This window comes from Pseudomonas sp. UC 17F4 (genome assembly GCF_900101695.1).
In the GTDB taxonomy this organism is placed as follows: domain Bacteria; phylum Pseudomonadota; class Gammaproteobacteria; order Pseudomonadales; family Pseudomonadaceae; genus Aquipseudomonas.
Map to the genome: position 1 here is coordinate 25,888 of NZ_FNKV01000001.1, position 24,861 is coordinate 50,748.

Sequence of the window (24,861 nt, forward strand, 5' to 3'; positions counted from 1 at the left end):
CCGTAATCGCCGGCTTGCCGGTGATTCTGGTCGCCACCCTGGTGGTCCTCAACCTGCGCAGTGAAGCTCGCGAAGGCTTCGTCGACGGCAGCAGCCGCGAGATCCGCCAGGTGGCCAACGCCATGCAACTGTTCTTCGAAGGCATCAGCCAGAACGTCGACTACCTGGCCGCCCAGCCACTGGTCAGCGCTACCGGCGGCGAGGTGAAAAAGTACCTGGGCGCCGATGCCGCGAAAATCGCCCTGGGCGAGCATGACAAGAAACTCTACGACTTCTTTGCCAGCCTCGCCGCCAGTCATCCGGCCTACTCCTACGTGTCCTACGGTCTGAGCGATGGCGGTTACGCGTTCTGGCCGGGCGATGCGAAAATGGCCAACTACGACCCGCGCCAACGCCCCTGGTACCAGGCGGCCATGGCCACCCCGGGCAAGACCCTGCGCACCGACGCCTATTACTGGGCCGGCGATGACGCCGTGCTGGTGAGCACCGTGCGCGCCGTGGCCAACCAGCTCGGCAACCCCGGCGGCGTGGTCAATATCGACGTCTCGCTCAAGCAGCTGACCGAGATCGTCAAGCAGATCAAGCTCGGTGAAAGCGGCTACCTGATGCTGCTCGAAGACAACAGCAACGTGCTGGTCGACCCACGCGATCCGGGGCACAACTTCAAGCAGCTGGGCAGCCTCGGCGAGGGATACGCGCAACTGGCCAAGGCCGGCAAGGGCCTGGTCGAAGTCGAGCTGGACGGCGAACGCTACATGGCCAACATCTGGCCTTCGGAGCAACTGGGCTGGAATTTCATCGGCCTGATCCGCCATGACGAAGTGATGCACACCGCCACCCAGCTGACCTGGCTGGTCGCCGCTATCGCCATCGTGCTGGCGGCGGTGTTCGCCCTGGTCGGTGCGACTTTTGCCAAGCTCATCGTGCGCCCGATCCACAGCGTCACCAGCGGCCTGGAAGGCATCGCCCAGGGTGAAGGCGACCTGACCCGCAGCCTGGAGGTGCGCGGGCGCGACGAAACCGCACAACTGGCCAACTGGTTCAACCAGTTCCTGGCCGCGATCCGCAACCTGATCCAGAGCATCGGCCAGGCGGCGAACAAAATCCTCGCCACCTCCAGCAGCTCGACCCAGGTTTCCCATGACATGGCCGAAGCCGCCGGGCGCCAGCGCGAAGCGGTGGACATGGTCTCGACCGCCTTCCACGAAATGGTCGCCACCGCCAACGAAGTCGCCCGCTCCTGCAGCCAGGCCGCCGATTCCGCCGACAGCGGCCAGCAGCAGGCCCGCGAAGGCCAACAGCAGATCGACGCGGCAGTGCAAAGTGTTGATCGCCTGAGTCAGGAGATCGAACAGTCGGCGCAGTCGATGCAGCAACTGGAGCGCGACAGCAATGCCATTCAGTCGATCCTCGGCACCATCCGCTCGATTGCCGAGCAAACCAACCTGCTGGCCCTTAACGCCGCCATCGAAGCTGCGCGCGCCGGTGAACAGGGCCGCGGCTTTGCCGTGGTCGCCGACGAAGTGCGGGCGCTGGCCAAGCGCACTGCCGACTCCACGGCCGAGATCGACCACCTGCTCGGCAACCTGGCCAACCGCACCAGTGAAGTGGCCCAGCAGATGCACGCCAGCCTGGAAGTGTCGCAACAGTCGGTCAGCCGTATCGGCCAGGCGCGCAACAGCTTCGGGCAGATCCGCGAGTCGGTGGACATCATCCGCGACATGAACACGCAGATCGCCACCGCCGCCGAAGAGCAGCACCAGGTGGCTGAGGACATCAACCGCCATATCAGCCAGATCCATGGTGATGCACAGCTGGTGGCGGAGCTGGCCAATTCGGCGCGCCAGGACTCGCAGAGCCTGGCCGGCTTGTCCAACGAACTGGATGCGCTGGTACGGCGCTTTCGCACCTGAGGGCTACAGGCGCAGCTCGCCCGGGGTAAAGCCGAACAGGCCCTTGAAGGCGGCGATGTAGGCCGAAGTGGAGTCGTAACCGCAGCCCAGCGCGGCTTCGGTGACGCTGTGCCCAGCCTCCAGCGCAGTCAGCGATGACAACAGGCGCATGCGCTGGCGCCAGCCGCGAAAGCTCAGGCCGGTTTCGCGCTGGAACAGGCGCGTCAGGGTTTTTTCCGAGGTGTTCAGGCGCTGCGCCCACTGCGCGAGCGTCTGGCCCTGCTCGGGCTGTTCGAGCAGTTCGTTACACAGCTCGAGCAAGCGCGGGTGCTGCGGCAACGGCAGCGAAAAGCCCACCTCCGGCAGCGCCCGCAACTGGTCGAGCAACACCGCGACCAGCCGTGCCTCGGCGCTGTCGCCCTCGGCATAGTCCACCGGCAACAGGCAGAACTGCTTGATCAGCTCGCGGGCCAGCGGTGTCACCTCCAGCACCCGGCACTGCCCCGGGGCCCAGCTGGCTTCTCCGCGGCGAACATACAGGCTGCGCATCTCGGCCTGCATCGAGGTCAGCACCTCATGCTCGACTCCGGCCGGAATCCATACCCCCCACTGCGGTGGGGCAAAGTAGCTGCCGTCAGCGGTATAGACCCCGAGCACGCCGCTGATCGCATACGAGAACTGCACCCAGTCATGCCGGTGGCGTGGCGTCCACGAGCCGGCACCGAGGCTTTCGGCGCGGGCATACAGGGGCCGGGGCAAGCGCTCCAATTGGGGAATCGCCCGAGCGTTGAGTTTTTGTCCGTTACTCGGCATCAGTTGGCCTTATGTCGCAAGACGGTAAGCACTTGCCGAGCGTAGCCTCTGGGCTCGATGAATACAAAATGATTCGCAGGCCCGCCTATGCAAGCGCTCAAACACCTCAAACGCGTAGTAACCGACTGGTTCCTCTGCGGCATGTTCCTCGCCACCTTCCTCGCCTGGCTGTTCCCGCAGTTCGGCCGTAGCGGCGGAGCGCTGCATGCCGAGGTGGTGATCAATGTCGGCGTGTTCCTGGTGTTCTTCCTGCACGGCATCAACCTGTCCAGTGAACAGATCCGCCACGGCCTGAAGAACTGGCGCCTGCACCTGATGGTCCAGGGCTTTACCTTCCTGGTCTTCCCGCTGCTGTGGTGGCTGGGCAATAAAGTGCTCGGCAGCCAGTTGCCGGCGCTGCTGATGCTGGGTTTCTTCTATCTGTGTGCCCTGCCCTCAACCATTTCCTCGTCGGTGGCACTGACCGGCAGTGCCGGCGGCAACGTGCCGGCGGCGATCCTCAATGCCAGCCTGTCCAGCGTGCTGGGGATCTTCCTCACCCCCTGGCTGGTGAGCCTGGTGCTCGGCAGCGGCAGCGACGGCATTGATCTGGGCGCAACCCTGCTCGACCTGTGCGCACTCCTGTTGCTGCCGCTGCTGCTCGGCCAGTTGCTGCGGCCCTGGTTCGGGCGCTTTTTCGCCCGGCACAAGCGCTACACCAATGTCATGGACAAGCTGGTGATCCTGCTGCTGGTGTATGCGGCGTTCTGCAACTCGATGGTTTCGGGCATGTGGCAGCAGCAAGGCGCCTCGGTAATCGCCATGGCCCTGGTGGGCAGCGCCGTGCTGCTGGGGTTGATTCTGCTGCTGACCACCCGCACCGCGCGGGCCCTGAACTTCAGCCCGGCGGACGAGATTGCGGCGGTGTTCTGTGCCAGCAAAAAATCCCTCGCTGCTGGCGCACCGATGGCCGCGCTGATTTTCGCCGGGCACCCGGGGCTGGGGCTGATCCTGTTGCCGATCATGATCTACCACCCGTTGCAGCTGATCGTCTGCTCGATCATGGCCGAGCACTACGCCAGTCGCCCGGCCCGGCAAGCCAGCCCGGCGGCGCTGGTCAACGCTCGATGATCGCCGTTACCCCCTGACCGCCGGCGGCGCAGATCGAGATCAGGCCACGGCCCTTGCCGGCATTGGCCAGCAGCTTGGCCATGTTGGCCAGAATGCGCCCGCCGGTGGCGGCGAAGGGATGCCCGGCAGCCAGCGAACTGCCCTTGACGTTGAGCTTGCTGCGGTCGATTGAGCCCAGTGCGGCATCCAGGCCCAGACGGGTCTTGCAGTACTCGGGGTCTTCCCAGGCCTTGAGGGTGCACAGCACCTGCGCGGCAAAGGCTTCGTGGATTTCGTAGTAGTCGAAATCCTGCAGGCTCAGGCCGTTGCGCGCCAGCAAGCGGGGCACGGCATAGGCCGGGGCCATCAGCAGCCCTTCATGGCCTTTGACGAAATCCACTGCGGCGGTTTCGCCATCGACCAGATAGGCCAGCACCGGCAAGCCGCGCTCGCGGGCCCAGTCTTCACTGCCCAGCAGCACCACCGAGGCGCCGTCGGTCAGCGGTGTGGCGTTGCCGGGTGTCAGCGTGCCCTTGTCGCTGCGCTCGAACACCGGCTTGAGGCTGGCGAGTTTCTCCAGGGTCAGGTCCGGGCGCAGGTTGTTGTCGCGGGTCAGGCCCAGGAACGGGGTCAGCAGGTCGTCGTGCCAGCCTTCGGCAAACGACGCGGCCAGGTTGTGGTGGCTGCGCAGGGCCAGTTCGTCCTGATCCTGGCGGGGGATGTGCCAGGTCTGCGCCATCAGCTCGCAGTGCTGGCCCATGGACAGGCCGGTGCGCGCTTCGCCATTGCGCGGTAACTCGGGCTTCAGATGCCCGGGGCGCAGGTGCAAGAAGGCCTTGAGCTTGTCGGCGGTGCTGCGCGCGCGGTTGGCTTGCAGCAGTATCTGGCGCAGCCCTTCATTGACCGCAATCGGTGCATCGGAGGTGGTGTCGACGCCACCGGCAATGGCGCTGTCAATCTGCCCCAGGGCAATCTTGTTGGCCACCAGCAGCGCCGTTTCCAGCCCCGTGCCACAGGCCAGTTGCACGTCGTAGGCCGGTGTCTGCGGCGATAGCCGCGAGCCGAGCACGCTTTCGCGGCTGATGTTCATGTCACGCGAATGCTTGAGCACCGCGCCGCCCACCACCTCGCCCAAACGCAGGCCATGCAGGCTGTAGCGCTCGATCAGCCCTTCGAGGGCAGCGGTGAACATTGCCTGGTTGCTGGCCTTGGCATAAGGGCCGTTGGAGCGGGAGAACGGAATTCGATTGCCGCCAATGATCGCGACCCGGCGCAATGAGCGCATACGTAACATCCTCTTTTACGAAACGGTCCGCTACAGCGTAGGTGTTTTTTGCCCAGTCGAACGACCAATGGCCAATCATGGTCCACACTTTGAAGCTATTTCAGGGAGAACCGCACATGAGCGACCGCTATATCGACTTCGCCAACTCCGACCTTGGCCGCCGTCTGGTAGGTGCCGTCGGCCTGCCCAGCCCGGCGCGCCTGGAACGTTGGCAAGCCGGCCGCCTGCGGCCGATCGAGGGCGCCCTGCTGCTCGGTGGCGGGTCGCTGGCAAAGACCGTCGAAACCTTCGCCAAGCGCCTGACCGATGAGTTGTACAGCTTTGCCAGCCCCGACCTTGAGGCCAGCGAATGGGTGGCGGGCTTGGGGCCCAAGCTCAAGGCGGTGGTGTTCGATGCCAGCGAACTGGACGATATCGACCAGCTCAAGCAATTGCGCGAATTCTTCCAGCCGCTGCTGCGCAGCCTGGCGCCCAGCGCCCATATCGTCATTCTCGGCCGCGCCCCGGAACAACTCGATGACCCGCTGGCGCAGGTTGCCCAGCGTGCCCTCGAAGGCTTCAGCCGCTCGCTGGCCAAGGAACTGCGCGCCGGCGGCACCCTGCAACTGTTGTATGTGAACGAAGCGGCCGAAGATCAACTCGAAGGCGCCCTGCGATTCTTTCTTTCGCCCAAAAGCGCGTTCATCTCTGGCCAGGTCCTGCGCCTGGAGGCCTGCGGCACAGCGGTCCAGGACTGGAGCCGGCCGCTGGCCGGGCGCAAGGCGCTGATCACCGGCGCCGCCCGTGGCATCGGTGCGGCGATTGCCGAAACCCTGGCCCGCGATGGCGCCGAAGTGATCCTGCTCGATGTACCGCCGGCCAAGGCCGACCTCGAGGCCCTGGCCGCGCGCCTGGGCGGGCGCAGCCTGGCCCTGGACATCTGCGCGACGGACGCCCCGGCACAATTGCTTGAAGGACTGCCCGACGGCATCGACATCGTCGTGCACAACGCCGGCATTACCCGCGACAAGACCCTGGCCAACATGACCCCGGAATTCTGGGACTCAGTGCTGGCGGTCAACCTCAAGGCCCCGCAACTGCTGACCCAGGCGCTGTTCGACAGCGGCGCCCTGCACGACAACGCACGTATCGTGCTGCTCGCTTCAATCAGCGGCATCGCCGGCAACCGTGGCCAGGCCAATTACGCCGCCAGCAAAGCCGGGCTGATCGGCCTGGCCCAGGCCTGGGCACCGAAGCTGGCCGAGCGCGGCGCCAGCATCAACGCCGTGGCCCCCGGGTTTATCGAAACACGCATGACCGCGGCAATTCCCTTCGCCCTGCGCGAAGCGGGGCGACGCATGAGTTCGCTGGGCCAGGGCGGCCTGCCCGAGGATGTCGCCGAAGCGGTGGCGTGGCTGGCGCAACCGGGCAGCGGCGCGGTCAATGGCCAGGTGCTGCGGGTTTGCGGCCAAGCCGTGATGGGGGCCTGAACATGAGCCGCACATGGATCGAGTTGGGCAGCACGGCGGCGCTTTCCGGGCTGTACCTGCGCGCCGCGCGCAAGCGCAAGATCAGCGGCGACCGCCTGCCCGGCACTGGCTTGCGCTGCCACTTGAGCGTCGACCCGCAGCAGCTTGAGGCTTACCGCAAACTCTGCCATTTCAGCGACGACGGGCGCCTGCCGCCGACCTTCCCGCATGTCATGGCCTTCGCCCTGCAGATGCAGTTGTTGACCGCAAAGGACTTTCCCTTGCCGCTGCTGGGGCTGGTGCACCTGCACAACAGCATTCGTGTGCTGCGCCCGCTGGGCGGCATCAGTCGCCTGCGTTTTAGCGTGCATGTAGAGAACCTGCAGCCCCATGAAAAAGGCGCCACCTGCGACCTGATCACCGAAGCCGAAGACGGCCTCGGCCTGATCTGGTCCGAAACCAGCCGCATGCTCTGCCGAGGGCTGAAACTGAGCGGCGACGCGCCTGCGGTAGACGAGCCCGAAACCCTGCCCTTGAGCGAACTGACCCGCTGGTACGCCGACAGCGATATCGGCCGGCGTTACGCCAGGGTCTGCGGCGACTACAACCCGATCCACCTCAGTGCCGCCAGCGCCAGGCTGTTCGGCTTTCCTACCGCCATTGCCCATGGCATGTGGAGCAAGGCCATGGCCCTGGCCGCCTTGCGCGGGCACCTGCCGGTCAGTGGCTATGAGATAGGGGTGGGCTTCGTTAAACCGGTGCGCCTGCCCAGCGAGGTGATCCTCAATGCCAGCCCGGCCGCGGCCGAGGGCCAGTTGCAGCTCGACGGCCATGGCGAGCTGGTGCACATGCGCGGCGCCTGGCGGCCACTGAGCTGACAGCGCCCTCTTGCGTTGCGACGGCGCCCGCCTGAAGCTATGCCGCTTGAGGAGAGCCCCGATGAATTTGCAAGAACTGACCGAACGCCTGCACCGCATCCGCGACAACAACGACTGGCGCGGCTTTCACAGCCCGAAGAACCTGGCCATGGCCGCCAGCGTCGAGATGGCCGAGCTGGTGGAAATATTCCAGTGGCTGACTGAAGACCAGTCGCGCCAGTTACCGCCCGAGCAGCTGGAACACGCCGGCCAGGAAGTCGGCGATATCGTCCTCTACCTGTTGCTGCTGTGCAGCGAGCTGGGCCTGGACATGGAGCAGGTGGTCAGAAGCAAACTGGCCGACAGCGAAAGGCGTTTTGCCAAATGAACGACCGTCACTTCGATGAGCTGGCGACCCGTTTTGCCGAAAAAATCTATGGCGGTGCCAAAGGCGCGATCCGCCTGGCAGTACTCCAGGCGGACCTCGCCGAAGCGCTCCCTGATCGCCCGCTGCGGGTACTGGATATCGGCGCGGGCCTGGGTCATATGTCGCTATGGCTGGCCCAGCGCGGGCACCAGGTGACTCTGGCCGAACCCGCCGCGCCGATGCTCGACGGCGCCCGAGAGCGCTTTGCCGAAGCCGGCCAGCAAGCCACCTTCATCCAGGCACCGTGGCAGGACCTGCTCGGCCAGTTGACCGAGCCCTATGACCTGGTGCTGTGCCACGCGGTACTGGAATGGCTGGCCGAACCTGAGGCCATCCTGCCGGTGCTGCATCAATTGACCCGCACCGATGGCCTGCTGTCGTTGGCGTTCTACAACCGCGACGCGCTGGTGTACCGCAACCTGCTCAAGGGCCATTTCCGCAAGTTGCGCAGCAACGAGCTGGCCGGTGAAAAGCAGAGCCTGACCCCGCAAAAACCACTTGATCCACGCACGCTCAAGGCGCAACTTGAAGGCTTGTGGCAGGTCGAAAGTGAAAGCGGCGTACGGGTTTTCCACGACTACATGCCCCGCGATTTCCAGGCCAAGGCCGAGCTGCTCGACCTGCTGGAAATGGAACTGGCGCATCGTCGTCACCCGGCCTTCGCCGGCCTGGGCCGCTACCTGCACTGGATCTGCCGACCGCGCTGAAGCGCACCCACCGGGAGGGTGACATGCCGTACCGTTTGACCCTGGGCCTGCTGTGCCTGGCCCTGGCCGCCTGCCAGGGCAGCAACCCGTATGTGGCCAGCTCCCGCCCGTTGCCCCCGGCCCCCGCACAGGCCGCCACGACCTTCGATGCCAGCGCCTACCCGGCCGCGCCGCGCGACTACGCCCGCTACCGCAGCTGGGCCTGGCTCAACGGCCAGTTGCCGGCGGGCAGCACCTATGCAGAGCCTGCACAGCTGGCCGATGCGGTCAGCAACGCCCTCGACCAGCGCGGCCTGCGCCCGGCGCGCAATGGCCAGGCAGGCGACCTGCTGGTGAGCGCCGACCTGCGCCTGGAACGGCGCCTGCGCCAGGTGCGCGAAGACTACTACCCCTACGACAACTACCCCTATGGTGGTTACGGCGGCTACGGCAGTTTTGGCCGCTATCACAATGGCTACGGGGCCTACGCCAGCGTGCCGCTGGTGCGCACATACGAGGTCGAAGTGATGGTGGTGCACGTCGAGCTGTATGACGCCCGCGACGGCCAGCCAGTCTGGAGCGCCAGCGCCGAGACCGCCAGCCAGGACTCCCAGGGCAAGCGCGCGGACGCGGTGCGCGAATCGGTGCAAAAGGCCCTGGCCAGCTATCCTCCCAGTTAAAGGTAATCGGAGAACCATCATGTTGCGCCGTCTCGCTTTACTCTCGCTCGCGCTGCTGCTCGGCGCCTGCCAGAGCAACAATGTCACCCAGGATTTCGACGCCAGCCGCGACTTCGCCGCTTACCGCAGCTGGGCCTGGCAGGAGCCGGGGCTGCAATACCGCCCGGATGACCCGCGGATCAAGAGCGACCTCACCGAACAACGCATCCGCCAGGCGGTGGCCGGCCAGCTTGACCAGCGTGGCCTGCGCCCGGCCCAGGGCAACAGCCGCCCGGACCTCAAGGTGCAGTCCTACCTGATCGTCGAGAACCGCCAGCAACAAGTCACGACCAATTATGGCGGCGCCTGGGGTGGCTACTGGGGCGGCTACTGGGGTGGGCCGATGTACAACGAAACCCGCAGCGTCGACTACAAGGTGGCAACCATCCAGGTCGACCTGTTCGACGCCCGCGACGGCAAGCTGGTGTGGCGCGGCAGTGCCGAGCAGATCATGAACAACTACCCGCCAAGCCCGCAAGAGCGCAACTCGGCAATCCAGAACACCGTCGCCAAGCTGATGGGCAACTACCCACCACGCTGAACCCCACCCGCCAGTCGCCATGCAGGCGACTGGCCATTATCTTGTCTACACTCCTTTGCACTGCTGCTGCCCCGCGCGGCCTTGGGCCGGCAAAGGAGTGCTCGTGTCTACTCGCTTTCCAGCACGGCAACGTGGCGCCATCGGCTTGATCGCCGCCCTGACCCTGGGCATGGCCTTATTGTTCGGGCTGTTGGTGGTCGACAGCGGGCGGCTCTACCTGGAGCAGCGCAAGTTGCAGCGGGTGGTCGATATGGCGGCACTGGAGGCAGCCGGGCAAAGCGCCGTGTGCAGCGGCCCCGGGCCCCAGGCCGCTGCCCTGGCCCAAACCAGCGCCAGCCGCAATGGTTTTACCCTGGCCGAAGGGCGAACCCTGGCCACCGCTTGCGGCACCCTGCAGACCGGCGTCGACAGCCTGCGCCGTTTTACCGTCAACCCCGCACGCAACGATGCGATCAGGGTTATCGCCCAGAACAGCGTGCCCACCAGCATCGCCGCAGGGGTGCAGGCGCTGGTTCGCGGCAATACCCTGCCTACCACCACCAACCTCACGGCCCAGGCCGTGGCGGCGACGCCGAAGCCACCCTTGGCCGTATTGCGCATCCGTACAACCCTGGCCGACATCGACTCACGCAAGTCGGCATTGCTCAATGCCCTGCTCGATCCGTTGGGTGGGCGGGTGCAACTGGATGCCCTGGGCTGGCAAGGCCTGGCCAACACGGATATCAACCTGCTCAAGTACCTGGACCAACTGGCAATTAACGTCAGTGTACAAGCCGGCAACTACGACGAGCTGCTGGGTAAGCAGCTGTCGGCCACGCAACTGATCCAGGCGGCAATCGACGTATTCAAACAAGGCAGCAACACCGCCATCGACGTCGCCACCAACCTGGGCAAGCTCACCGTCGCCACCGATGACAACCGCGTGCTCAAGCTCAACGAAATCCTCGATATCCAGGCCGGCACCGCCAAGGCCGGGCTGGACACCAGCCTGCAATTGCTGCAACTGGTGCAAGGGGTGATCCTGCTGGCCGACAAGTACAATGCCGCTTCGGTCGAGTTGCCCTTCAATGCCCTGGGGCTGGTCAGCGGCAAGGTGCAGATCAAGGTCATCGAGCCGCCGCGAATTTCCGCCATCGGCAATCCGCAGACCGACGACATCAGCGTGCAGACTGCACAGATCCGCACCCTGGTGTCGCTGAATACGCCGGTAGTCGATACCCTCGGCGGTATCGTCACGGAGGTGCTGAAGCTGGCCGCACCGCTGACCAATATCCTTAACAACCTGCTGCACCTGAACCTGCTGGGCACCGTACAGTCCCTGACCTGCGCACTCGGCGTGCCGTGCAAGGTCAGTGACATCGAAGCCCTGAGCAAAGCTGCGCGCATTGATATCAGCATCGACACGGTCAAGGCGACCAGCCGTGTCAGCGCCTACCGCTGCAGCCCCGACAAGCAATTGACTGCGTCAACCGACAGCGCGGCAGCCACGGTCACCATCGGCAAGATCGACAACCCGGCGACCTTCTTCAGCACCGGTAGCGGCACGGTCACCCCGATCCCGCTGATCGATATCGGTACCAACATCTGCACCAGTGTGCTCGGGCTGTTTCCCAAATGCGCAACCCGGGTGCCCTGGGTAGGCGGGGGCGTGGGCATCAAGCCGGATCCGCTGCAGGTACTGTCACGCCACGAGAACCTGCTGTTCAGTGGCGCCAACCTGCCGGAGATCGGCAAGCCTGCGCCTTACCTGAGCATGCAACCGATCAACGTGGTGCAAAGCCTGAGCACCACCATCGATACCCTTCCTTTGCAGGTCTACAAACCACAGAACGGTGATGTGCTGGGCGAGATCCTCAGTGTTGCCAGCAGCGTGCTGACCGGGGTGACGAATATCCTCAAACCGATGATCAAGAACCTGCTCAGCCCGCTGGTCGATCCCCTGCTCAACGCCTTGCTCAAGGTCCTCGGCATCGACTTGAACACGGTCGAGGTCAGTGCCAACCTGACCTGCTCCAGCTCCCGCGCTCAACTGGTGCTGTAGACCGGCAACTCGATACAGAACCGCGCCCCCAGCTCGGCGTTCTCGACACTCAGGCTGCCGCCCATGGTGTCGATGATGCCGTAGCTCACCGACAGCCCCAGGCCAGTGCCAACGCCCACCGGCTTGGTGGTGAAGAACGGCTCGAAGATGCGTTCGAGCAAACGCGGCTCGATGCCGCCGCCGTTGTCCTCGACCAGCAACCGCACCTGCCGGGCATCCTGCTCCAGCCTCACGGCAATCCACGGCTGCAGCTCGCGGTGCTGCTCGCGTCGGGCCAACAGGGCATCGCGGGCGTTGACCAGCAGGTTGATCAGCACCTGTTCCAGCTGATCCTGATGACCACTGACCTGCACCTGCTGCCCAGGTGCCTGCACATGCAATTCCACGCCCTTGGCGCGCAAGCCGTCGGCCAGCAACGACAGGGCGCCCTCCACCGCCTGCCAGGGCACGAACGGTTGCTGCTCAAGCTCCGAACGCCGACCGAACACGCGCATGTGGTCGACTACTTTGGAGGCGCGCAGCACCTGGGCATCGATACGTTTTAGTTTGTCTTGCAGGTAGTCGACCTCGGCATTGCCGTTTTCCAGACGCTTGAGCGCGTTGACCACGGCCATGCGCATGACGTTGAGCGGCTGGTTGATCTCATGGGCAAGGCCGGTGGCCATTTCGCCGAGGGTGGCCATTTTCGCGCTTTGCAGCAGTTGCTGCTGGGTGCGCCGCACTTGCGTGTTGTCGCGGCCCACCGCCTGGATTTCTTGCAACTGGCCGTGCTCGTCGAATAACCCACGATCAGACCACAACCACCAGGCATGCTCGCGCCCTGGCAGTTGCAGGCAGATCTCGGCGCTGCTCACCGGCTGCTCCGGGGTCAAGCCCGCCAGGCGTTCGACAAAGGCCTGGCGCTGGGTCGCGGACAGCCACTGGCCGAGGTTCACGCCGGCCAGTTGCGCGGGCGGGCATTCCAGGTAATCAGCCAAAGGCTGATTGCCGAACACCAGGCTCAGGTCCGGCCGGTAGCGGCAGATCATCGCCGGTGAATCCTCGACCAACACCCGGTAGCGCTCCTCGCTCTGGCGCATTTTTTCCGTAGCCTCGGTGGCCTCGCTGACGTCCAGCCAGATGCCCACCACCTCCACCGGCAAACCGAGGTCATCGCGCAGCAGGCGCGCTTCATCCAGTACCCAGTGATAACCGCCATGCTGATCACGCAGGCGATAGCGGCTGCGGCTCTGGCCGTGCTGCAAGAGCATGCGCGTGCGCTCCAGCCACAGCAGCTGATCATCGGCGTGCAGCCACTGCCCCGGTTGCAGGGGCTCGCCGGCCAGCGGCTGCCAGCCGAGCATCGGCGTCAGGCTGGCGCTGCAGAACTCGGTGAGCAATGCGCCCTCGGCGTAGCGCTGGATGTAGATCACCGCTGGCGAGCTGGCGATCAGGTTTTCCAGGCGCGCCTGGGCAGCGCTGGCCTGCAGCTGTTGCGCCTTGATGTCGCTGATGTCGAGCATAAAACCCTGCACCCGGCGATTGCCGCCGCTGCCGTGCACCTGGCCGCACAAGCGATACCAGCGCGGCTGCGCCTGGGTGCTGTGATCAAGCAGGCGCAGGCTCAGTTGCAAGGCGCAGCCCTGGCGCTGCAGCTCGGCAAACGCCAGCTGGACCGCCTCGCGGTCTGCCGGGTGCACGCGGCTCAGCCATTGGTTAAGGGTAAGCGCCGCCGGAACGCCCAGGCTCTGGGCCAGTGCCGGGTCCAGATGCAACTGCGGCTCGTCCAGACGCCATTGCCACCAGCCGGCCCCCAACTGCAGCTGCAGGCTGTCCAGGCGCTCGCTCTGCTGGTGCAACTGGTGCGCAGCCAGGCGAGCGAGCAGCGGTTCGACAAAGGCGGCGGCGACCAGCAGGGCATCCTCGGCCTGCAGCACCTCTTGCGGCTCGATGCAGATCAGCCAGGCCTGGTTGACCTGGCCCTGGGCAAACGCCAACAGGTAAGTCGCCAGCCCTGGAAACAGGGCCTGTAGCGCGGGCTCACTGGCACTGCTTAGCATGCTCGCCGGCAACTGCCGATCGAGCAACGGCGCAAGCTGTTCGTCACGCAGCCAGTGCAGCGCATCGCCACTGCAGGCGTAGATCTGCCAGCCCTGCTCGGTTTGCACCAGCACTCCCGCGCCACGGGCCCGCCAGTGGCGTACCAGCCAGTTGAGCTGTTCTTCGGCCACCGCTTGCAGGCGTTCGATGCTGCAGGCGCGCAAGGCGCAGGCCAGGTGCGCAGTCAGGTGTTGCTGGCGCTCGGCAGCCAGGGCTTGCTGGCGGTGCAGCAACAGGTCGCCGATATCGAATAGTTGCAACAACCAGCCATCGCCCTGGGCTTGCAACCAGCCGCGGGTGTGCAAGGTGTGGCCACCGGCCGCCTTGAAGTCCAGTTCCAGAAGCTGCCCCTGCCAGTCTGCCGGCTCGCCTTCGAGCACCAGCAGGCTGTAGGGCTGCACGTAGTCGTGCAGACGTACCCCGGCCTGGGTCGGCAGCGCCAGCGCCGCGCGCAGCGGGCCGGCCTGGCGCAACACCCTGGCCGCGCCATCGAGCCACAGTTGCAGGCCCACCGCCGGCACCTCGGGGGCTTGCGCCACGGGCTCTTCGACCGGCGCCGCGCGCCCGCGCCAGCGCTCGAACAGGCTTTGCCCGCCACTCACAGCTGCAGGCTCGCTTCGGCCTTGAGGCTGTCGGGCAGGCGCGGCACCTCACCGATGCCCGGCAGTTTCAGTACCGGCAATACCGCCGTCAGTTTGCTCTTGGCGTAGTTGATCTTCACCGTCAGCAGCTTGCCCGGGGTAAGGACAACCTTGGCATCGCTGCTGAACTGGAAAGCCAACGGCGCTGGCATCCACGCCAGTTGCTCGCCGAGCACGCGCTTGGCCAGCGCCTCGACATCAGCGCCGTAAGTGGCGCTGGCAGGATCCAGCGCCACACAGCGGCGTACCGCTTCACTGCTGGCCTGGTTGAACGATTGCAGCATCAGCATCGGCAGGCCGTAGCTGACCACCCCGTAGAAGACCGCGAAGAAGATCACGAATACCGCGACAAACTCGAGGGCTGCCGCGCCTTTTTGCCGCTTGCACAGGCTTGCTTGCATGATCGCGTCTACCCTGACAGTGACACCTGAAAGACAGCATAGAATCATTCACCACAAAGGGATGGCCTTTCGCCAATGCAAAGCATTGTTCTGCTGCTGTGGCTTGCCTTGTGCTCTGAACAAGATCTGCGCGAACGCCAGATCGCCAATACCCTGACCCTCGGCGCCGCCGCCTGCGCCCTGGGCTACCTGTTCGTTACCGGACACACCTGGATTGGCGCCGAGGCCAGTGAAGGCGGCCTGGCGCTGGCCATCGTCATGCTGCTGACCCTGCCCGGCTACATGCTTGGCCGCCTCGGCGCCGGCGATGTGAAATTGCTCGGTGCCCTGGCCCTGGCCACTGATCGCATGCACCTGTTGGGGACATTTATCGGTGCCGGGGTCGCAGTTGTCGCCTGGCTGCTCAGCCGCCGTTGGCTGTGGTCCCTTTTAAGTCAGAAGGTTAAGAACCGTCTGAAGCAATTGAGCGAAGAATCGTCAAAAAAACAGCCGTTCGCGCCATTCCTGCTAGTCGGTTTTCTACTGGCGGCGGTCTGGATCAATTAGCCGAATACCGCACGCAAAAGGATGTACAAACCTTGTACATAGTCAAAAAGTGCGACTACTTTCTAGTGTGTGCCAGGAATGGATCCAGGCTCGACCTGGCCGCGGGAACACCAAGGCGAATAGCGCAGGGAGTTGCATGTGAGCAAGCCAGTCAGTGAGTTGAAGGTGCTGGTCGTGGACGACCAGCCACTGATAGTCGAAGAGTTGTGCGAATTTCTCCAGGGCAGCGGCTACCGTTGCCTGCCCTGTCATTCCAGTACCCAGGCCATCGAGCAGTTCAGTGTCGATCAGGAGATTGCCCTGGTGGTGTGCGACCTGCACATGCCCGACTGCGATGGCCTCGAACTGATGCGCGCGCTCAAGGCCATTGCCGGGCCGCAGCGTCAGTTCGAAGCGATCATGCTCACCGGGCGCGCGGCCAAGCAGGACGTGATCAAGGCGCTGCGCGAAGGCTTTGCCGACTACTATCAAAAACCGGTCGACCTCAACGAGCTGCTTGAAGGGGTACAACGCCAGGAGGCCGCCGTGCTGGAGCGGCGCCGCAGCTACCAGCACCTGGGTGACCTGAACCAGAAACTGCAGTTTCTCGCCGAGTCGATCGACGATCTCTACCAGGACCTGGACAAGGCCCGCGGGCTCGGTGCGCACCGGCGCGCCAGCGATATCGAGCCGGAAGCTGAAAGCGACAACCTGCCAGCGCTGTTCGACAAGTTGTCACCGCGCCAGCTGGACGTGGCCAAACTGGTCAGCAAGGGCAAGACCAACTACCAGATCGCCTGCGAACTGGGCATCACCGAGAACACCGTGAAACTCTACGTGTCGCAGGTGCTGCGCCTGACCCACATGCACAACCGCACCCAGCTGGCGCTGGCGTTGTCACCCGGCTCCTCGCCCCTGCATCAGCGAGTCACGGCGCACTGAGTGCGCTTTGGCGGCTGAGTCACTTGTCGGACGCACCGGTACTTTCCCAGCGGTAGAAGTCCGGGATCACATATTTGTAGCTGTCGAGCCAGCGCTGCATGCTCTGGTCGCGCTCCTTGGGCGTGGCCGTCTGCGGGATCTTCGACGCCTCGAGGTTGCGCGCCTGCAGCTGCAGCCAGGCTTCGGTGGTTTGCTGGGCCTTGGACGAAGGCCCGCCCTCCAGCGCCAGGGCGGCCAGGGGCAGTGCGCTGAGGGCAAGCAGGAGCAATGACCTGTTCATCACGACCTCACTGTTGGGTGACGCTTGAGGCTTCTGGGGTAACCACCGCGACCTGGTCGGTCCGCGCCGCGGGTTTCTTCAGTTGCTCGGCGCGCGCCCGGGCTTCACTGAATTGCGCCGGCGTCAGGTGCAGGCGGCTGACCAGGCCGGCGGCCTGCTGGAACTTGTCCTGGTACAACAGCAGGCTCACCAGGTTGACCGCCGCCAGGGCGTTGTTGTCCTTGAGCTCGATGGCGGTAAGGAACTCGAAACGCGCCTGCTCGACATTACCCAGGTTCAGGTAAACCACGCCGAGGTCGTTGCGCACCTTTTCGTCGGTCGGCGCCAGGCGCACCGCGCGCAACAGGTGGCGCTGGGCCTGGAGGTTGTCGCCACGGGCCGAGGCCAGTTGCCCCAGGCCATGCTCGCCTTCTGCTGCCAGGCAGCCACCGAGCAGGCTACGGTACAACGGCTCGGCTTCGCTGCGCCCGAGCAGGCGCGACACCCGGGCCTTGCGCAAGCGCACCTGGGCCATGTCCGCCGGCAACGCCTCAAGGTGCGCCAGGCTGGCATGCGGGCGGCCCTCGGCGAGCATCTCGTCGGCCATGCTCAAGGCCAGCTCCTGGGCCGAATCCGGCTTGCTGCAACTGACCGGCATACCCGGCAAGGCCAGCCACTGTGCGCCGTCCTGAGTGGTACAGCCAGCGAGCAGCGCCAGGCTCATGATCACCATGACTGCTTTCATGCACATCCCTCCGCTCATGAACCCAAGGCCTTGGCCAACGCAGTGAAACCGGGCCCTGCCAACACAATCAGCAAGGCCGGAAACAGGAACACCATCATCACTATCGACATCTTCCCGGACATCTTCGAAATTCGCTCCTGCATGCGCGTCAGGCGCCGGTCATCGAGCAGTTGCTTGAGTGCCAGCAACGACTTCATCGCCCCGCCGCCCTGGCTCAGCAGTTGCTGGAGGATCACGCAGCTGTCGCTGAACTCATCGACGCTGAGCAATTGCGCGGCTTTTTCCAGCTCCGGGGCCAGGGCCAGGCCGGAGTCGACCCGCAGCAGAATCGCCCGCAGCTCCTCACTCAGCACCGGCAACAGTTGCCGTGATTCCTGGCTCAGCACGCGCAAGGCCTGCTCCACTGCCAGGCCCGACTCGAACAGGATCCGCAGCAGCGGAATAAAGGTCGACACCTCCCGGGCCACCTGCTGCTGACGGCGCGCCGCCGCCCAGGCCAGCAAGCGCTTGGGCAACAGGTAACCGGCGCCCATGGCGCACAGCGGCAGTACCAGCCACGGGGTCTGGCTGGTGTGGTACAGGGTTTCCTGCGCGATCACTCCCAGGCCCAGCGCCAGAAGCGGCGCCCCCACCTGGCAGGCAGCGAACAGCGCCCGTTGCCGGCTACGCCGCCAGCCGATGCGATCAAGCAGCAAACGTGTCTCGCCGTCCAGATTCAACGAACGCTGGCCCAGGCGGCTGGCGCCGAGCTGCTGCAGCCAGTTGCCCAAGCGGTTGTCCGCGCCCAGCTGGCCCTGCAAGCGCTGGGCGACCAGGCGCTGACGATGCCGCTGGCGCAGGAACTGAGCCAGCAGCAAGGCAAAGGCGGCAAACAGCATCAGGGCACTGAGCAACAGGGCCATTTCAGATACTCCGCAACATGCGCCACAGCGCCAGGCAGCCCAAGGCCTGCAGGAGGAAGGCCCCGAGCAGGAGGAACTGGCCGTTGCTGTCGCGCCACATGGTCAGCAGATAGTTGGGATTGCTGATCAGGAAGTAACCGGCCATGCCCACCGGCAACAGGCCCAGGACCATAGCCGTCATGCGCGTTTCGCCGGTCATGGCGCGCAACTGCCGCGCGCCCTGCTCGCGTTCGCGAATCAGTTTGATCAGGTTCTCCAGCAGCTCGCTGGCGTTGCCGCCATAGCGATGGTTGATACGCAGGCCCAGGGCAAACAGGCGCAGTTCGTCCTGGTCATACAACTCGGCCAGTTCAGCCATGGCATCGTCGAGGCTGACGCCCATCTGCACATTGCGCCGCACCCGTTGCAAGGCGCCGTGCAACGGCTCGCGGGAAGCATCGATGGCACCGAGCACGGCATCGCTGAGGGTGCGCCCGGCCTTGAGGCTGCGCACGCTGTGATCGAGCAGCACCGGCAGTTGCTCGATCATCCGTTGCAGCCGCTGCCGATAGCGCCAGCCCAGGTACAACCAGGCCAGCAGCGGGCCGATGGGCAACAGGCCAAGGCCTGCCACCCAGCCCACGACCCGCCCGGTCAACAGCGCGGCCAGCAGCCAGAGGGCCAGCCAAAGCCACAACAGCTCGTTACGCCGCTCGATACCGGCACGCTGCAGCAGGCGGTCCAGCCAGTCGTGCCCGACCGGCGCCAGCGCAGCGGCTTGCTCGACCTGACCCAGACGCCGGAGGATGCGCTCCTGGGCAGACTTGCGCATGCCGCGGTAGAACAGGTGCACCGACAAGCCGAGCAAGGCCAGGCAAATCAGCCCGAGGAGCGCGGCGATCACGGCTGCGGCTCCGAGTAATCGCGGCGCAGCTTGTCGCCGGCCGGGTTCGGCGCTTCGCGCAAAAAGCCTTCGCCCGTGCGCCGATCGAGCCGGAACAGGGTATTGGTGACGTACACGTCATCACGCACCCCGACCACCTCCAGCACCTCGCTGACGCAGCGGCGGCCATCGGCCAGGCGGGTCAGCTGGATGACCACATCCAGCGCCGCGCAGATCATCTGCCGCAGGGTTTTCTCGGCCACCTGGCGACCGGTCAGGCCGACCAGGGTTTCCAGGCGCAGCAAGGCATCCTGGGCAGTGTTGGCATGCACGGTACTCATCGAACCATCGTGGCCGGTGTTCATCGCCGTCAGCACATCGAGCACTTCGACGCCGCGAATCTCGCCAAGCAGAATACGGTCGGGGCGCATCCGCAGGGCGTTGCGAATCAGCTCGCTGGCCTTGATCTCGCCATGCCCTTCGGCATTCGGCGGACGGGTTTCCAGGCGCACTACGTGCGGATGATCAAGCTGCAGTTCGGCCACGTCCTCGATGGTCACCAGGCGTTCGTGGGGGCTGATCAACTGACTGAGGATGTTGAGCAGGGTGGTCTTGCCGGTGCCGGTACCGCCGCTGACCAGGATGTTGCAGCGCCGCGCCACCGCCAGCTGGATGAAGTCGAGCATGCCCTGGTCGATGGTGCGGGTGGCCAGCAGGTCGGCGCTCTTGAGCATGTCCTTGCGAAACTTGCGGATCGACAGGCACGGGCCGTCGAGCGCCACCGGCGGGATGATGGCGTTGACCCGGCTGCCATCGGGCATGCGCGCGTCGACCATCGGCGAGGACTCGTCCAGGCGCCGCCCCAGGGGCGCAAGAATCCGTTGCATGACCCGCTCGACATGATGGGCATCGATAAAACGCAGGTCGGTCTGTTGCAGCACCCCGGCCCGCTCGATGAACACCCGGTGCGGGCCGTTGACCAGGATTTCGGTGACGCTGGCATCGCGCAGCAGCACTTCCAGCGGGCCGAAACCAGTCAGCTCGTCGACGATTTCCTCGGCCAGGCGTTCCATCTCGTAGCGCGACAACGCCAGGTGCAGGCGGGCAATGTAATCGCCGACCTGTTCCACCACGAACTGCGCCAGGGCCGGGCGCGAACCTTCGAGCAGGTTGCGGCCGCTGTCCTCGATGGCGTCGATGATGTAACGGTGCAGGGCGCGTTTGAGCGCCTGTGGGTCGGCCCCCAGGTTATGCCGTGGGCCACCGAACAACTCGTCGCCGCTCACTTGTGCCCCCACAGCCGATTGAGCCAGGTGGCGACCACCGGCGGGTTGTTTTCCGAGCGCCGCGCCAGGCGTTCACCGAGGCTTTTCAGCTGTTGCGTAAGCGGCTCGCGCGGCGCCAGCTCGAACAGGGTCAGGCCCTGGTTCTTGGCGTTCAGGCGCACCTCCGGGCTATAGGGCAAGACCCGCAGAACCGGCAGGCCGTAGCGCTTGCCCAAGGCTTCGGAATCCGGCGCGACACCGCGCAGGTAGCGGTCGACCAACAGGCTTGCGTGTTCGAGCTTCATGCCCTTCTCGCGCCACTGGGTCAGCACTTCGAGGTTGCGCCGGCAATCGAGGACGTTCTGGTCGGTGTACCAGATCAGCTTGTCGCAGTGGCTGACGAAGGTGCGCAGGGCTTCGCTGTCAGCCTGGCCGGTGAGGTTCACGACGATGTGCTGAAAGTGCTGGCGCAAGGCGCTGAGCAGCATGTACAGCTCTGCCGCGCTGGTGCGCTCCAGCGGCTCGTCGGTCTCGGCATAAGCCAGCAGGCGCAGGCCTGAGCTTTCGCGGGTGAAGGCACTGTCGATCAGGGTGTTGTCGAGCCGGCGCAGGTGGCGCAGGGCATCGCCGAAATGAAACGAGGCTTCCAGGCCGAGCAGCGCCAGGCTGTCACCCCGCGGCAGGCCAAGGTCGAGCAGCAGGGTCTGCTGGCCGCTGGTCTGCACCACCCGCGCCATGTGCGTGGTCAGCAAGGCGCCGTCGGCGGCGCACTGGGCCCCATAGAGCACGGTCAGCCCGCCCAGGCTGGGGTTGCTGGTCACCGGCGGCAGGCGTTTGCTCAAGCGCCGCACCAAGCCTGCGACTTCACTGGAACGCGAGCCGTAGGCGACAAAATCCCGCGCCCCGGCACGCATGGCGTTGAGCACCAGTTGATTGTCCATGCCATCGCCGAGGGCGACGATCGCCAGCATCGGCTTGGCTTCCAGCACGCCCTCGATCAGCGCGCACTGGTTGACCACCTGCTCGCGGTCAAGGCCGACGAACACCAGGCTGGCGAAGGTGACATCGACCAGCGCCAGCAACTCGTCAAGGCTGCCACTGCCGGCACCCACCACTTGCCCCAGCGGCGCCAGTGCGCCCTGCAACCATTGCAGGTCGCCATCGTTGCGGGTGATGGCGAGGAAGGTCTGGCTCAGGCTTTCACTCATTGGGATAACCCGCTGCGACGTTCAAAGTCGCCGTTTTCGAGGAAGAACAAGCGGCCCCAGCTCGGGTCGTAGTTGCGCAAGCCCTCACCCGGCAGCGACGGCAACTGGGCATCGGCCGCCAACGGCTGGACCAGGTGCGGGGTAACGATCATCAGCAGTTCGGTCTCGTCGCGCTGCACCGAGGACTGGCGAAACAGCGCGCCAATGATCGGCAGGTTGCCAAGGCCTGGAAACTTGTCGACGGTCGAGCGCGACTGGCTGCTGATCAAGCCACTGATGACGAAGCTCTCGCCATCGGCCAGAGAGATGCTGGTATCGGTACGCCTGACGGTCAGGCCGGGCACCTGGGTACCGGCGATATTCACCGCCTTGTTGTAGTCCAGTTCGCTGACTTCCGGCGCGACTTTCAGCAGGATGCGATTGCGGCTGACCACGGTGGGCGACAGGGTCAGGCGGATACCGAACTCCTTGTATTCGATCGAGACACTGTCGCTGCCGCTGCTGGGCACCGGGATGGGGATCTCGCCGCCGGCGAGGAAACTTGCGGTCAGGCCGCTGAGCACCACCAGGCTGGGGCGCGCCAGGGTGTAGGCGAAACCGCTGGTTTCCAGGGCATTGATCGCGGCCAGGAAGCGACTGCTGCCACCGCCCCAAATGATGTTGAACACGCCGTTGTCCAGGGGAATGTTCGGCGTGCCGGGCACGGTGGGCACCTGCCCCGGGCTTACGGTGGTGTTCGGCACAGTGCTCGGTGAGCCGATCAGGGTGTTGTTGGAGCCCTTGAAGAACAGCCGCGCGCCGGCCTCCTTGTACTTGGTGCGGTTGACTTCGACAAAGCGGATATCGGCCTGCACCTGGCTGGGCAGCAGCGGATCTTCGGACGGCGGCAGCGCACTGGCAGCCATCTCGCTGCTGGCAATGCCCTTGACGAACACCATGGCCTGGCGCGGTGTCTTGGCGCAGGCAGTCCACAGCATCAGGCTGGTGGCGCCGGGGCCGACCGCCGTCAGCAGCACCGCGTCAGTGCCACTGGCATGTACGTCGGCAATCTTCGGCTCGCCAATCGCCGCGCGGGTGATTGCCACCGGCAGGCGCACCTCCTGCTGCAGGCCCTGATCGATCTCGATGACGCCCGGCACCTGCTCCAGCGCCGCGCAGCCGGACGCCGCCATCGCCGTTGGGGCGAGCGGCACGGCGCACAACAGGGCGCAGAGCATCTGCTTGATTACCCGCTCGGAACGACTGCTCATTGAAGGGCATCCTTGCTTGGTCAGGGGGTTGGCGTGTTGGCTTGATTACCGCGGATGATTTCCATGCCGCGTGGCGGCGCTGCGCTGGCCACAGGTCGGGCGGCCGGTACCTGGGCGAGCTGGCTGAAGCGATAGAGTTCACGGTTGGCGTTGTCGACGGCCTTGGCGCTGGCATGCGGGTCAGTCCAGTACTGGGCCAGGCGCTTCTCCTCGGCGCTGCGTACCGCCAGGCGCAGACTGCCGGCCTGAGCGGCCAGCAGCAGGCGGCTGGCCAATGCTTCGGGGACCGCCAGCACCACAGTGCGCACCGGGTTGCGCTGTTGTTCCTGACGGGCCTTGTCATCCATGGGCGCCTCGGCAGGCTGGCCATCGTTGGCCAGGCCCAACTGCGCACCGACACTGAGCAGGCGCAAGGCCGGCAACACTACCTGGGCCGAGGCTTGCGGGTTGCTGTTGTCTTCACGCAGGAACACCAGCACATCGACATAGTCACCCGGGCGCAGTTGCCCGGCGGCGCCGACCACTTCGTCCACCGCCACCGCCAGCGCCCGCTCACTGGGGTGAATCATCCGTGCCAGCGGGCCACCGGCCTCGAAGCTGCCCTGCTCCAGCCAGGTGCCGGCGCTCAAGGCGCGCCAACTGCTGCGCCCGAGCACTTGTTCAAGGGTCTGGAAACTACCCGGCGGCGCCACCTGCAGGCGTTCGATCAGCAGGTCTTCGGCCACCAGCGGGGTATATGCACTGACATCGCGACGCAGCACGACAACCGGCTTGCGCAGTTCGTCTGTTGCTTCCGTGACCACCCGGGTCACCGGAGCCTGCGCGGGTACGACGGCGGCTGCCGGCGCCGGCTCGCTTGGCGGCTGGCTGAGCATCAGCCCCCAGTAGCCGGCCAGCAGCGCACCGATCAAAAAGAGGCCTGCAAGGATGATGGTAATGCGACTGCTCATGCTGGCCCTCCTTCTCCCCAAGCTGTCCTTCAGGCTCACTTTTGTGAAATGGCCCACAGCACTGCAGTCGGAAACAACTATTTCGCTATTTGACGGTAGCGCAGCTAGGACAAAATGCCATTACCCGTCAGATTTTTTTCCGTCGCAAAGCCGACACCCCCATAAAACAACAGCTTATTGGCGTCGGTATTTGGTTATAACTTTAGTATTAATACCTTCTTACATTTGCCGAGATTTGGCCCGTTGACGATGCTGTGGTGGCAAAGGGGAATCACTGAATACCCCTGCCATCTGCGCCTCCGGCGCAAGGAGAAATGCCATGCGTCTTTCCCGAGTCCTCAAGAGCTGCAAAGAATTCTTCTACCGCAAGGATGGTGCCTCGGGCATCGAGTACGCGATTGTCGCGGCCATGGTTGCTGTAGCGCTGACAGCGTTCATTACGCCCATTTCTACCAATGTGTCTGGGGTCATGACCAAGATTGAAAACGCGCTAAAAGCGCCGCCTGCTTCGGGCGGTGGCAGTGGTGGCAGTGGTAGCTGACGAGTGGCTTCATCGGTTCACGCCAATGCACTGATCAACTCCCCCATCACAGGACCGCCCCATGCCGACCTCTTCCCCCCGTCAACAGCTACTCCTGGTGGATGACGAAGAGGACGCCTTGCTGGAACTTGCCGAATTGCTGGAGGGCGAGGGTTTTTGCTGCTACACCGCCACCTCGGTGAAACTCGCCCTGCAACAACTCACCCGCCACCCGGACGTGGCCCTGGTCATCACCGACCTGCGCATGCCGGAGGAGAGCGGCATATCACTGATCAGGCGCCTGCGCGAGCACACCTCGCGCCAGCACTTGCCGGTGATCGTCACCTCCGGGCATGCCGACATGGACGACATCAGCGACCTGCTGCGCCTGCAGGTGCTGGACCTGTTCCGCAAGCCGATCTACCACAACCGCCTGCTGGAAACCCTCGACAACCTGTTCCCCAAACCGCGGATGCAACTGGTGCAATGAACCTGCGGGGGCTACGGCCCCTGT

General features: G+C 64.9%; 25 protein-coding genes and 1 pseudogene. 14 read left to right on the forward strand and 12 right to left on the reverse strand.

Annotation, left to right across the window (positions count from 1 at the left end):
- Positions 1 to 122: 122 nt before the first annotated feature.
- Positions 123 to 1,055, forward strand: a pseudogene (locus BLR26_RS27600) (cache domain-containing protein); the annotation flags it as partial.
- Between the two features lie 129 nt (positions 1,056 to 1,184).
- Complete coding sequence (locus tag BLR26_RS27605) at positions 1,185 to 1,913, forward strand: methyl-accepting chemotaxis protein (RefSeq protein ID WP_371128660.1); 729 nt, start codon at positions 1,185 to 1,187, stop codon at positions 1,911 to 1,913.
- 3 nt (positions 1,914 to 1,916) lie between these two features.
- Here the strand turns inward: BLR26_RS27605 and BLR26_RS00130 are convergent, their stop codons facing one another.
- Positions 1,917 to 2,705, reverse strand: a complete 789-nt coding sequence (locus BLR26_RS00130; RefSeq protein WP_093376428.1) for an AraC family transcriptional regulator — start codon at positions 2,703 to 2,705, stop codon at positions 1,917 to 1,919.
- A gap of 87 nt (positions 2,706 to 2,792) precedes the next feature.
- Between BLR26_RS00130 and BLR26_RS00135 the strand changes: the two genes are divergently transcribed.
- Positions 2,793 to 3,815 (forward strand): bile acid:sodium symporter family protein, encoded by a 1,023-nt coding sequence (locus BLR26_RS00135; RefSeq protein WP_093376432.1) that lies wholly within the window; start codon positions 2,793 to 2,795, stop codon positions 3,813 to 3,815.
- Here BLR26_RS00135 and BLR26_RS00140 read toward each other — a convergent pair.
- Positions 3,802 to 5,079 (reverse strand): acetyl-CoA C-acetyltransferase, encoded by a 1,278-nt coding sequence (locus BLR26_RS00140; protein ID WP_093376436.1) that lies wholly within the window; start codon positions 5,077 to 5,079, stop codon positions 3,802 to 3,804. The two genes, BLR26_RS00135 and BLR26_RS00140, sit on opposite strands and share 14 nt — an antisense overlap.
- Before the next feature lie 116 nt (positions 5,080 to 5,195).
- Here BLR26_RS00140 and BLR26_RS00145 point away from each other — a divergent pair, with 116 nt between their 5' ends.
- The 7 genes from BLR26_RS00145 (at position 5,196) to BLR26_RS00175 (ending at position 11,798) form a co-directional block, all read left to right on the forward strand.
- On the forward strand, positions 5,196 to 6,548 hold the full coding sequence (locus BLR26_RS00145) for a 3-oxoacyl-ACP reductase (RefSeq protein ID WP_093376441.1): 1,353 nt from the start codon (positions 5,196 to 5,198) through the stop codon (positions 6,546 to 6,548).
- A 2-nt stretch (positions 6,549 to 6,550) separates the two neighbouring features.
- A complete protein-coding gene (locus tag BLR26_RS00150; RefSeq protein ID WP_093376444.1) occupies positions 6,551 to 7,405 on the forward strand; it encodes a MaoC family dehydratase in 855 nt (284 codons plus the stop codon).
- 61 nt (positions 7,406 to 7,466) lie between these two features.
- On the forward strand, positions 7,467 to 7,772 hold the full coding sequence (locus BLR26_RS00155) for a MazG-like family protein (RefSeq protein WP_045197063.1): 306 nt from the start codon (positions 7,467 to 7,469) through the stop codon (positions 7,770 to 7,772).
- Positions 7,769 to 8,518, forward strand: a complete 750-nt coding sequence (locus tag BLR26_RS00160; protein ID WP_093376449.1) for a methyltransferase domain-containing protein — start codon at positions 7,769 to 7,771, stop codon at positions 8,516 to 8,518. Before BLR26_RS00155 ends, BLR26_RS00160 begins: the two co-directional genes overlap by 4 nt.
- A gap of 23 nt (positions 8,519 to 8,541) precedes the next feature.
- Positions 8,542 to 9,177 carry a DUF4136 domain-containing protein gene (locus tag BLR26_RS00165; protein WP_045197059.1) on the forward strand — a complete coding sequence of 212 codons (636 nt, stop codon included), beginning with the start codon at positions 8,542 to 8,544 and terminating at the stop codon, positions 9,175 to 9,177.
- A gap of 19 nt (positions 9,178 to 9,196) precedes the next feature.
- The gene (locus BLR26_RS00170) at positions 9,197 to 9,757 is read left to right on the forward strand and encodes a DUF4136 domain-containing protein (RefSeq protein ID WP_093376454.1); all 561 of its coding nucleotides are present in this window, start codon (positions 9,197 to 9,199) and stop codon (positions 9,755 to 9,757) included.
- A gap of 103 nt (positions 9,758 to 9,860) precedes the next feature.
- Positions 9,861 to 11,798, forward strand: coding sequence for a pilus assembly protein TadG-related protein (locus tag BLR26_RS00175; RefSeq protein ID WP_249744380.1), 1,938 nt, complete (start codon positions 9,861 to 9,863; stop codon positions 11,796 to 11,798).
- Here the strand turns inward: BLR26_RS00175 and BLR26_RS00180 are convergent.
- Together BLR26_RS00180 and BLR26_RS00185 are read right to left on the reverse strand one after the other, a co-directional pair.
- A complete protein-coding gene (locus BLR26_RS00180; protein ID WP_093376463.1) occupies positions 11,783 to 14,479 on the reverse strand; it encodes a PAS domain-containing sensor histidine kinase in 2,697 nt (898 codons plus the stop codon). The genes BLR26_RS00175 and BLR26_RS00180 overlap by 16 nt on opposite strands.
- A complete protein-coding gene (locus tag BLR26_RS00185) occupies positions 14,476 to 14,919 on the reverse strand; it encodes a TadE/TadG family type IV pilus assembly protein (protein ID WP_045197053.1) in 444 nt (147 codons plus the stop codon). Before BLR26_RS00185 ends, BLR26_RS00180 begins: the two co-directional genes overlap by 4 nt.
- A gap of 75 nt (positions 14,920 to 14,994) precedes the next feature.
- Here BLR26_RS00185 and BLR26_RS00190 point away from each other — a divergent pair, with 75 nt between their 5' ends.
- Both BLR26_RS00190 and BLR26_RS00195 read left to right on the forward strand, forming a co-directional pair.
- A complete protein-coding gene (locus BLR26_RS00190; protein WP_093376466.1) occupies positions 14,995 to 15,465 on the forward strand; it encodes an A24 family peptidase in 471 nt (156 codons plus the stop codon).
- A gap of 138 nt (positions 15,466 to 15,603) precedes the next feature.
- Positions 15,604 to 16,386: a response regulator transcription factor gene (locus BLR26_RS00195; RefSeq protein ID WP_045197049.1), complete on the forward strand. Its 783-nt coding sequence runs from the start codon at positions 15,604 to 15,606 to the stop codon at positions 16,384 to 16,386.
- Positions 16,387 to 16,405: 19 nt separating this feature from the next.
- Here the strand turns inward: BLR26_RS00195 and BLR26_RS00200 are convergent, their stop codons facing one another.
- The 8 genes from BLR26_RS00200 to cpaB are packed head-to-tail and all read right to left on the reverse strand — an operon-like array spanning position 16,406 to position 23,827.
- Positions 16,406 to 16,666, reverse strand: coding sequence for a DUF3613 domain-containing protein (locus BLR26_RS00200; protein ID WP_045197046.1), 261 nt, complete (start codon positions 16,664 to 16,666; stop codon positions 16,406 to 16,408).
- 7 nt (positions 16,667 to 16,673) lie between these two features.
- Positions 16,674 to 17,390: a tetratricopeptide repeat protein gene (locus tag BLR26_RS00205; RefSeq protein WP_093387164.1), complete on the reverse strand. Its 717-nt coding sequence runs from the start codon at positions 17,388 to 17,390 to the stop codon at positions 16,674 to 16,676.
- Between the two features lie 14 nt (positions 17,391 to 17,404).
- On the reverse strand, positions 17,405 to 18,292 hold the full coding sequence (locus BLR26_RS00210) for a type II secretion system F family protein (RefSeq protein WP_093376470.1): 888 nt from the start codon (positions 18,290 to 18,292) through the stop codon (positions 17,405 to 17,407).
- A 1-nt stretch (position 18,293) separates the two neighbouring features.
- Positions 18,294 to 19,175 (reverse strand): type II secretion system F family protein, encoded by an 882-nt coding sequence (locus BLR26_RS00215; RefSeq protein ID WP_093376474.1) that lies wholly within the window; start codon positions 19,173 to 19,175, stop codon positions 18,294 to 18,296.
- Positions 19,172 to 20,440, reverse strand: a complete 1,269-nt coding sequence (locus BLR26_RS00220; RefSeq protein WP_093376477.1) for a TadA family conjugal transfer-associated ATPase — start codon at positions 20,438 to 20,440, stop codon at positions 19,172 to 19,174. Before BLR26_RS00220 ends, BLR26_RS00215 begins: the two co-directional genes overlap by 4 nt.
- A complete protein-coding gene (locus BLR26_RS00225; RefSeq protein ID WP_093376481.1) occupies positions 20,437 to 21,627 on the reverse strand; it encodes a CpaE/TadZ family protein in 1,191 nt (396 codons plus the stop codon). The genes BLR26_RS00220 and BLR26_RS00225 overlap by 4 nt, the downstream gene beginning before the upstream one ends.
- Positions 21,624 to 22,877 (reverse strand): type II and III secretion system protein family protein, encoded by a 1,254-nt coding sequence (locus BLR26_RS00230; RefSeq protein ID WP_093376485.1) that lies wholly within the window; start codon positions 22,875 to 22,877, stop codon positions 21,624 to 21,626. The genes BLR26_RS00225 and BLR26_RS00230 overlap by 4 nt, the downstream gene beginning before the upstream one ends.
- A gap of 20 nt (positions 22,878 to 22,897) precedes the next feature.
- Positions 22,898 to 23,827 (reverse strand): Flp pilus assembly protein CpaB, encoded by a 930-nt coding sequence (cpaB, locus tag BLR26_RS00235; protein WP_093376490.1) that lies wholly within the window; start codon positions 23,825 to 23,827, stop codon positions 22,898 to 22,900.
- A gap of 319 nt (positions 23,828 to 24,146) precedes the next feature.
- On the opposite strand from cpaB, the gene BLR26_RS00240 reads away from it, so the two are divergent.
- Both BLR26_RS00240 and BLR26_RS00245 read left to right on the forward strand, forming a co-directional pair.
- Positions 24,147 to 24,368, forward strand: coding sequence for a Flp family type IVb pilin (locus BLR26_RS00240; RefSeq protein ID WP_093376494.1), 222 nt, complete (start codon positions 24,147 to 24,149; stop codon positions 24,366 to 24,368).
- A gap of 61 nt (positions 24,369 to 24,429) precedes the next feature.
- Positions 24,430 to 24,837 (forward strand): response regulator, encoded by a 408-nt coding sequence (locus tag BLR26_RS00245; protein ID WP_045197030.1) that lies wholly within the window; start codon positions 24,430 to 24,432, stop codon positions 24,835 to 24,837.
- Positions 24,838 to 24,861: the final 24 nt, after the last annotated feature.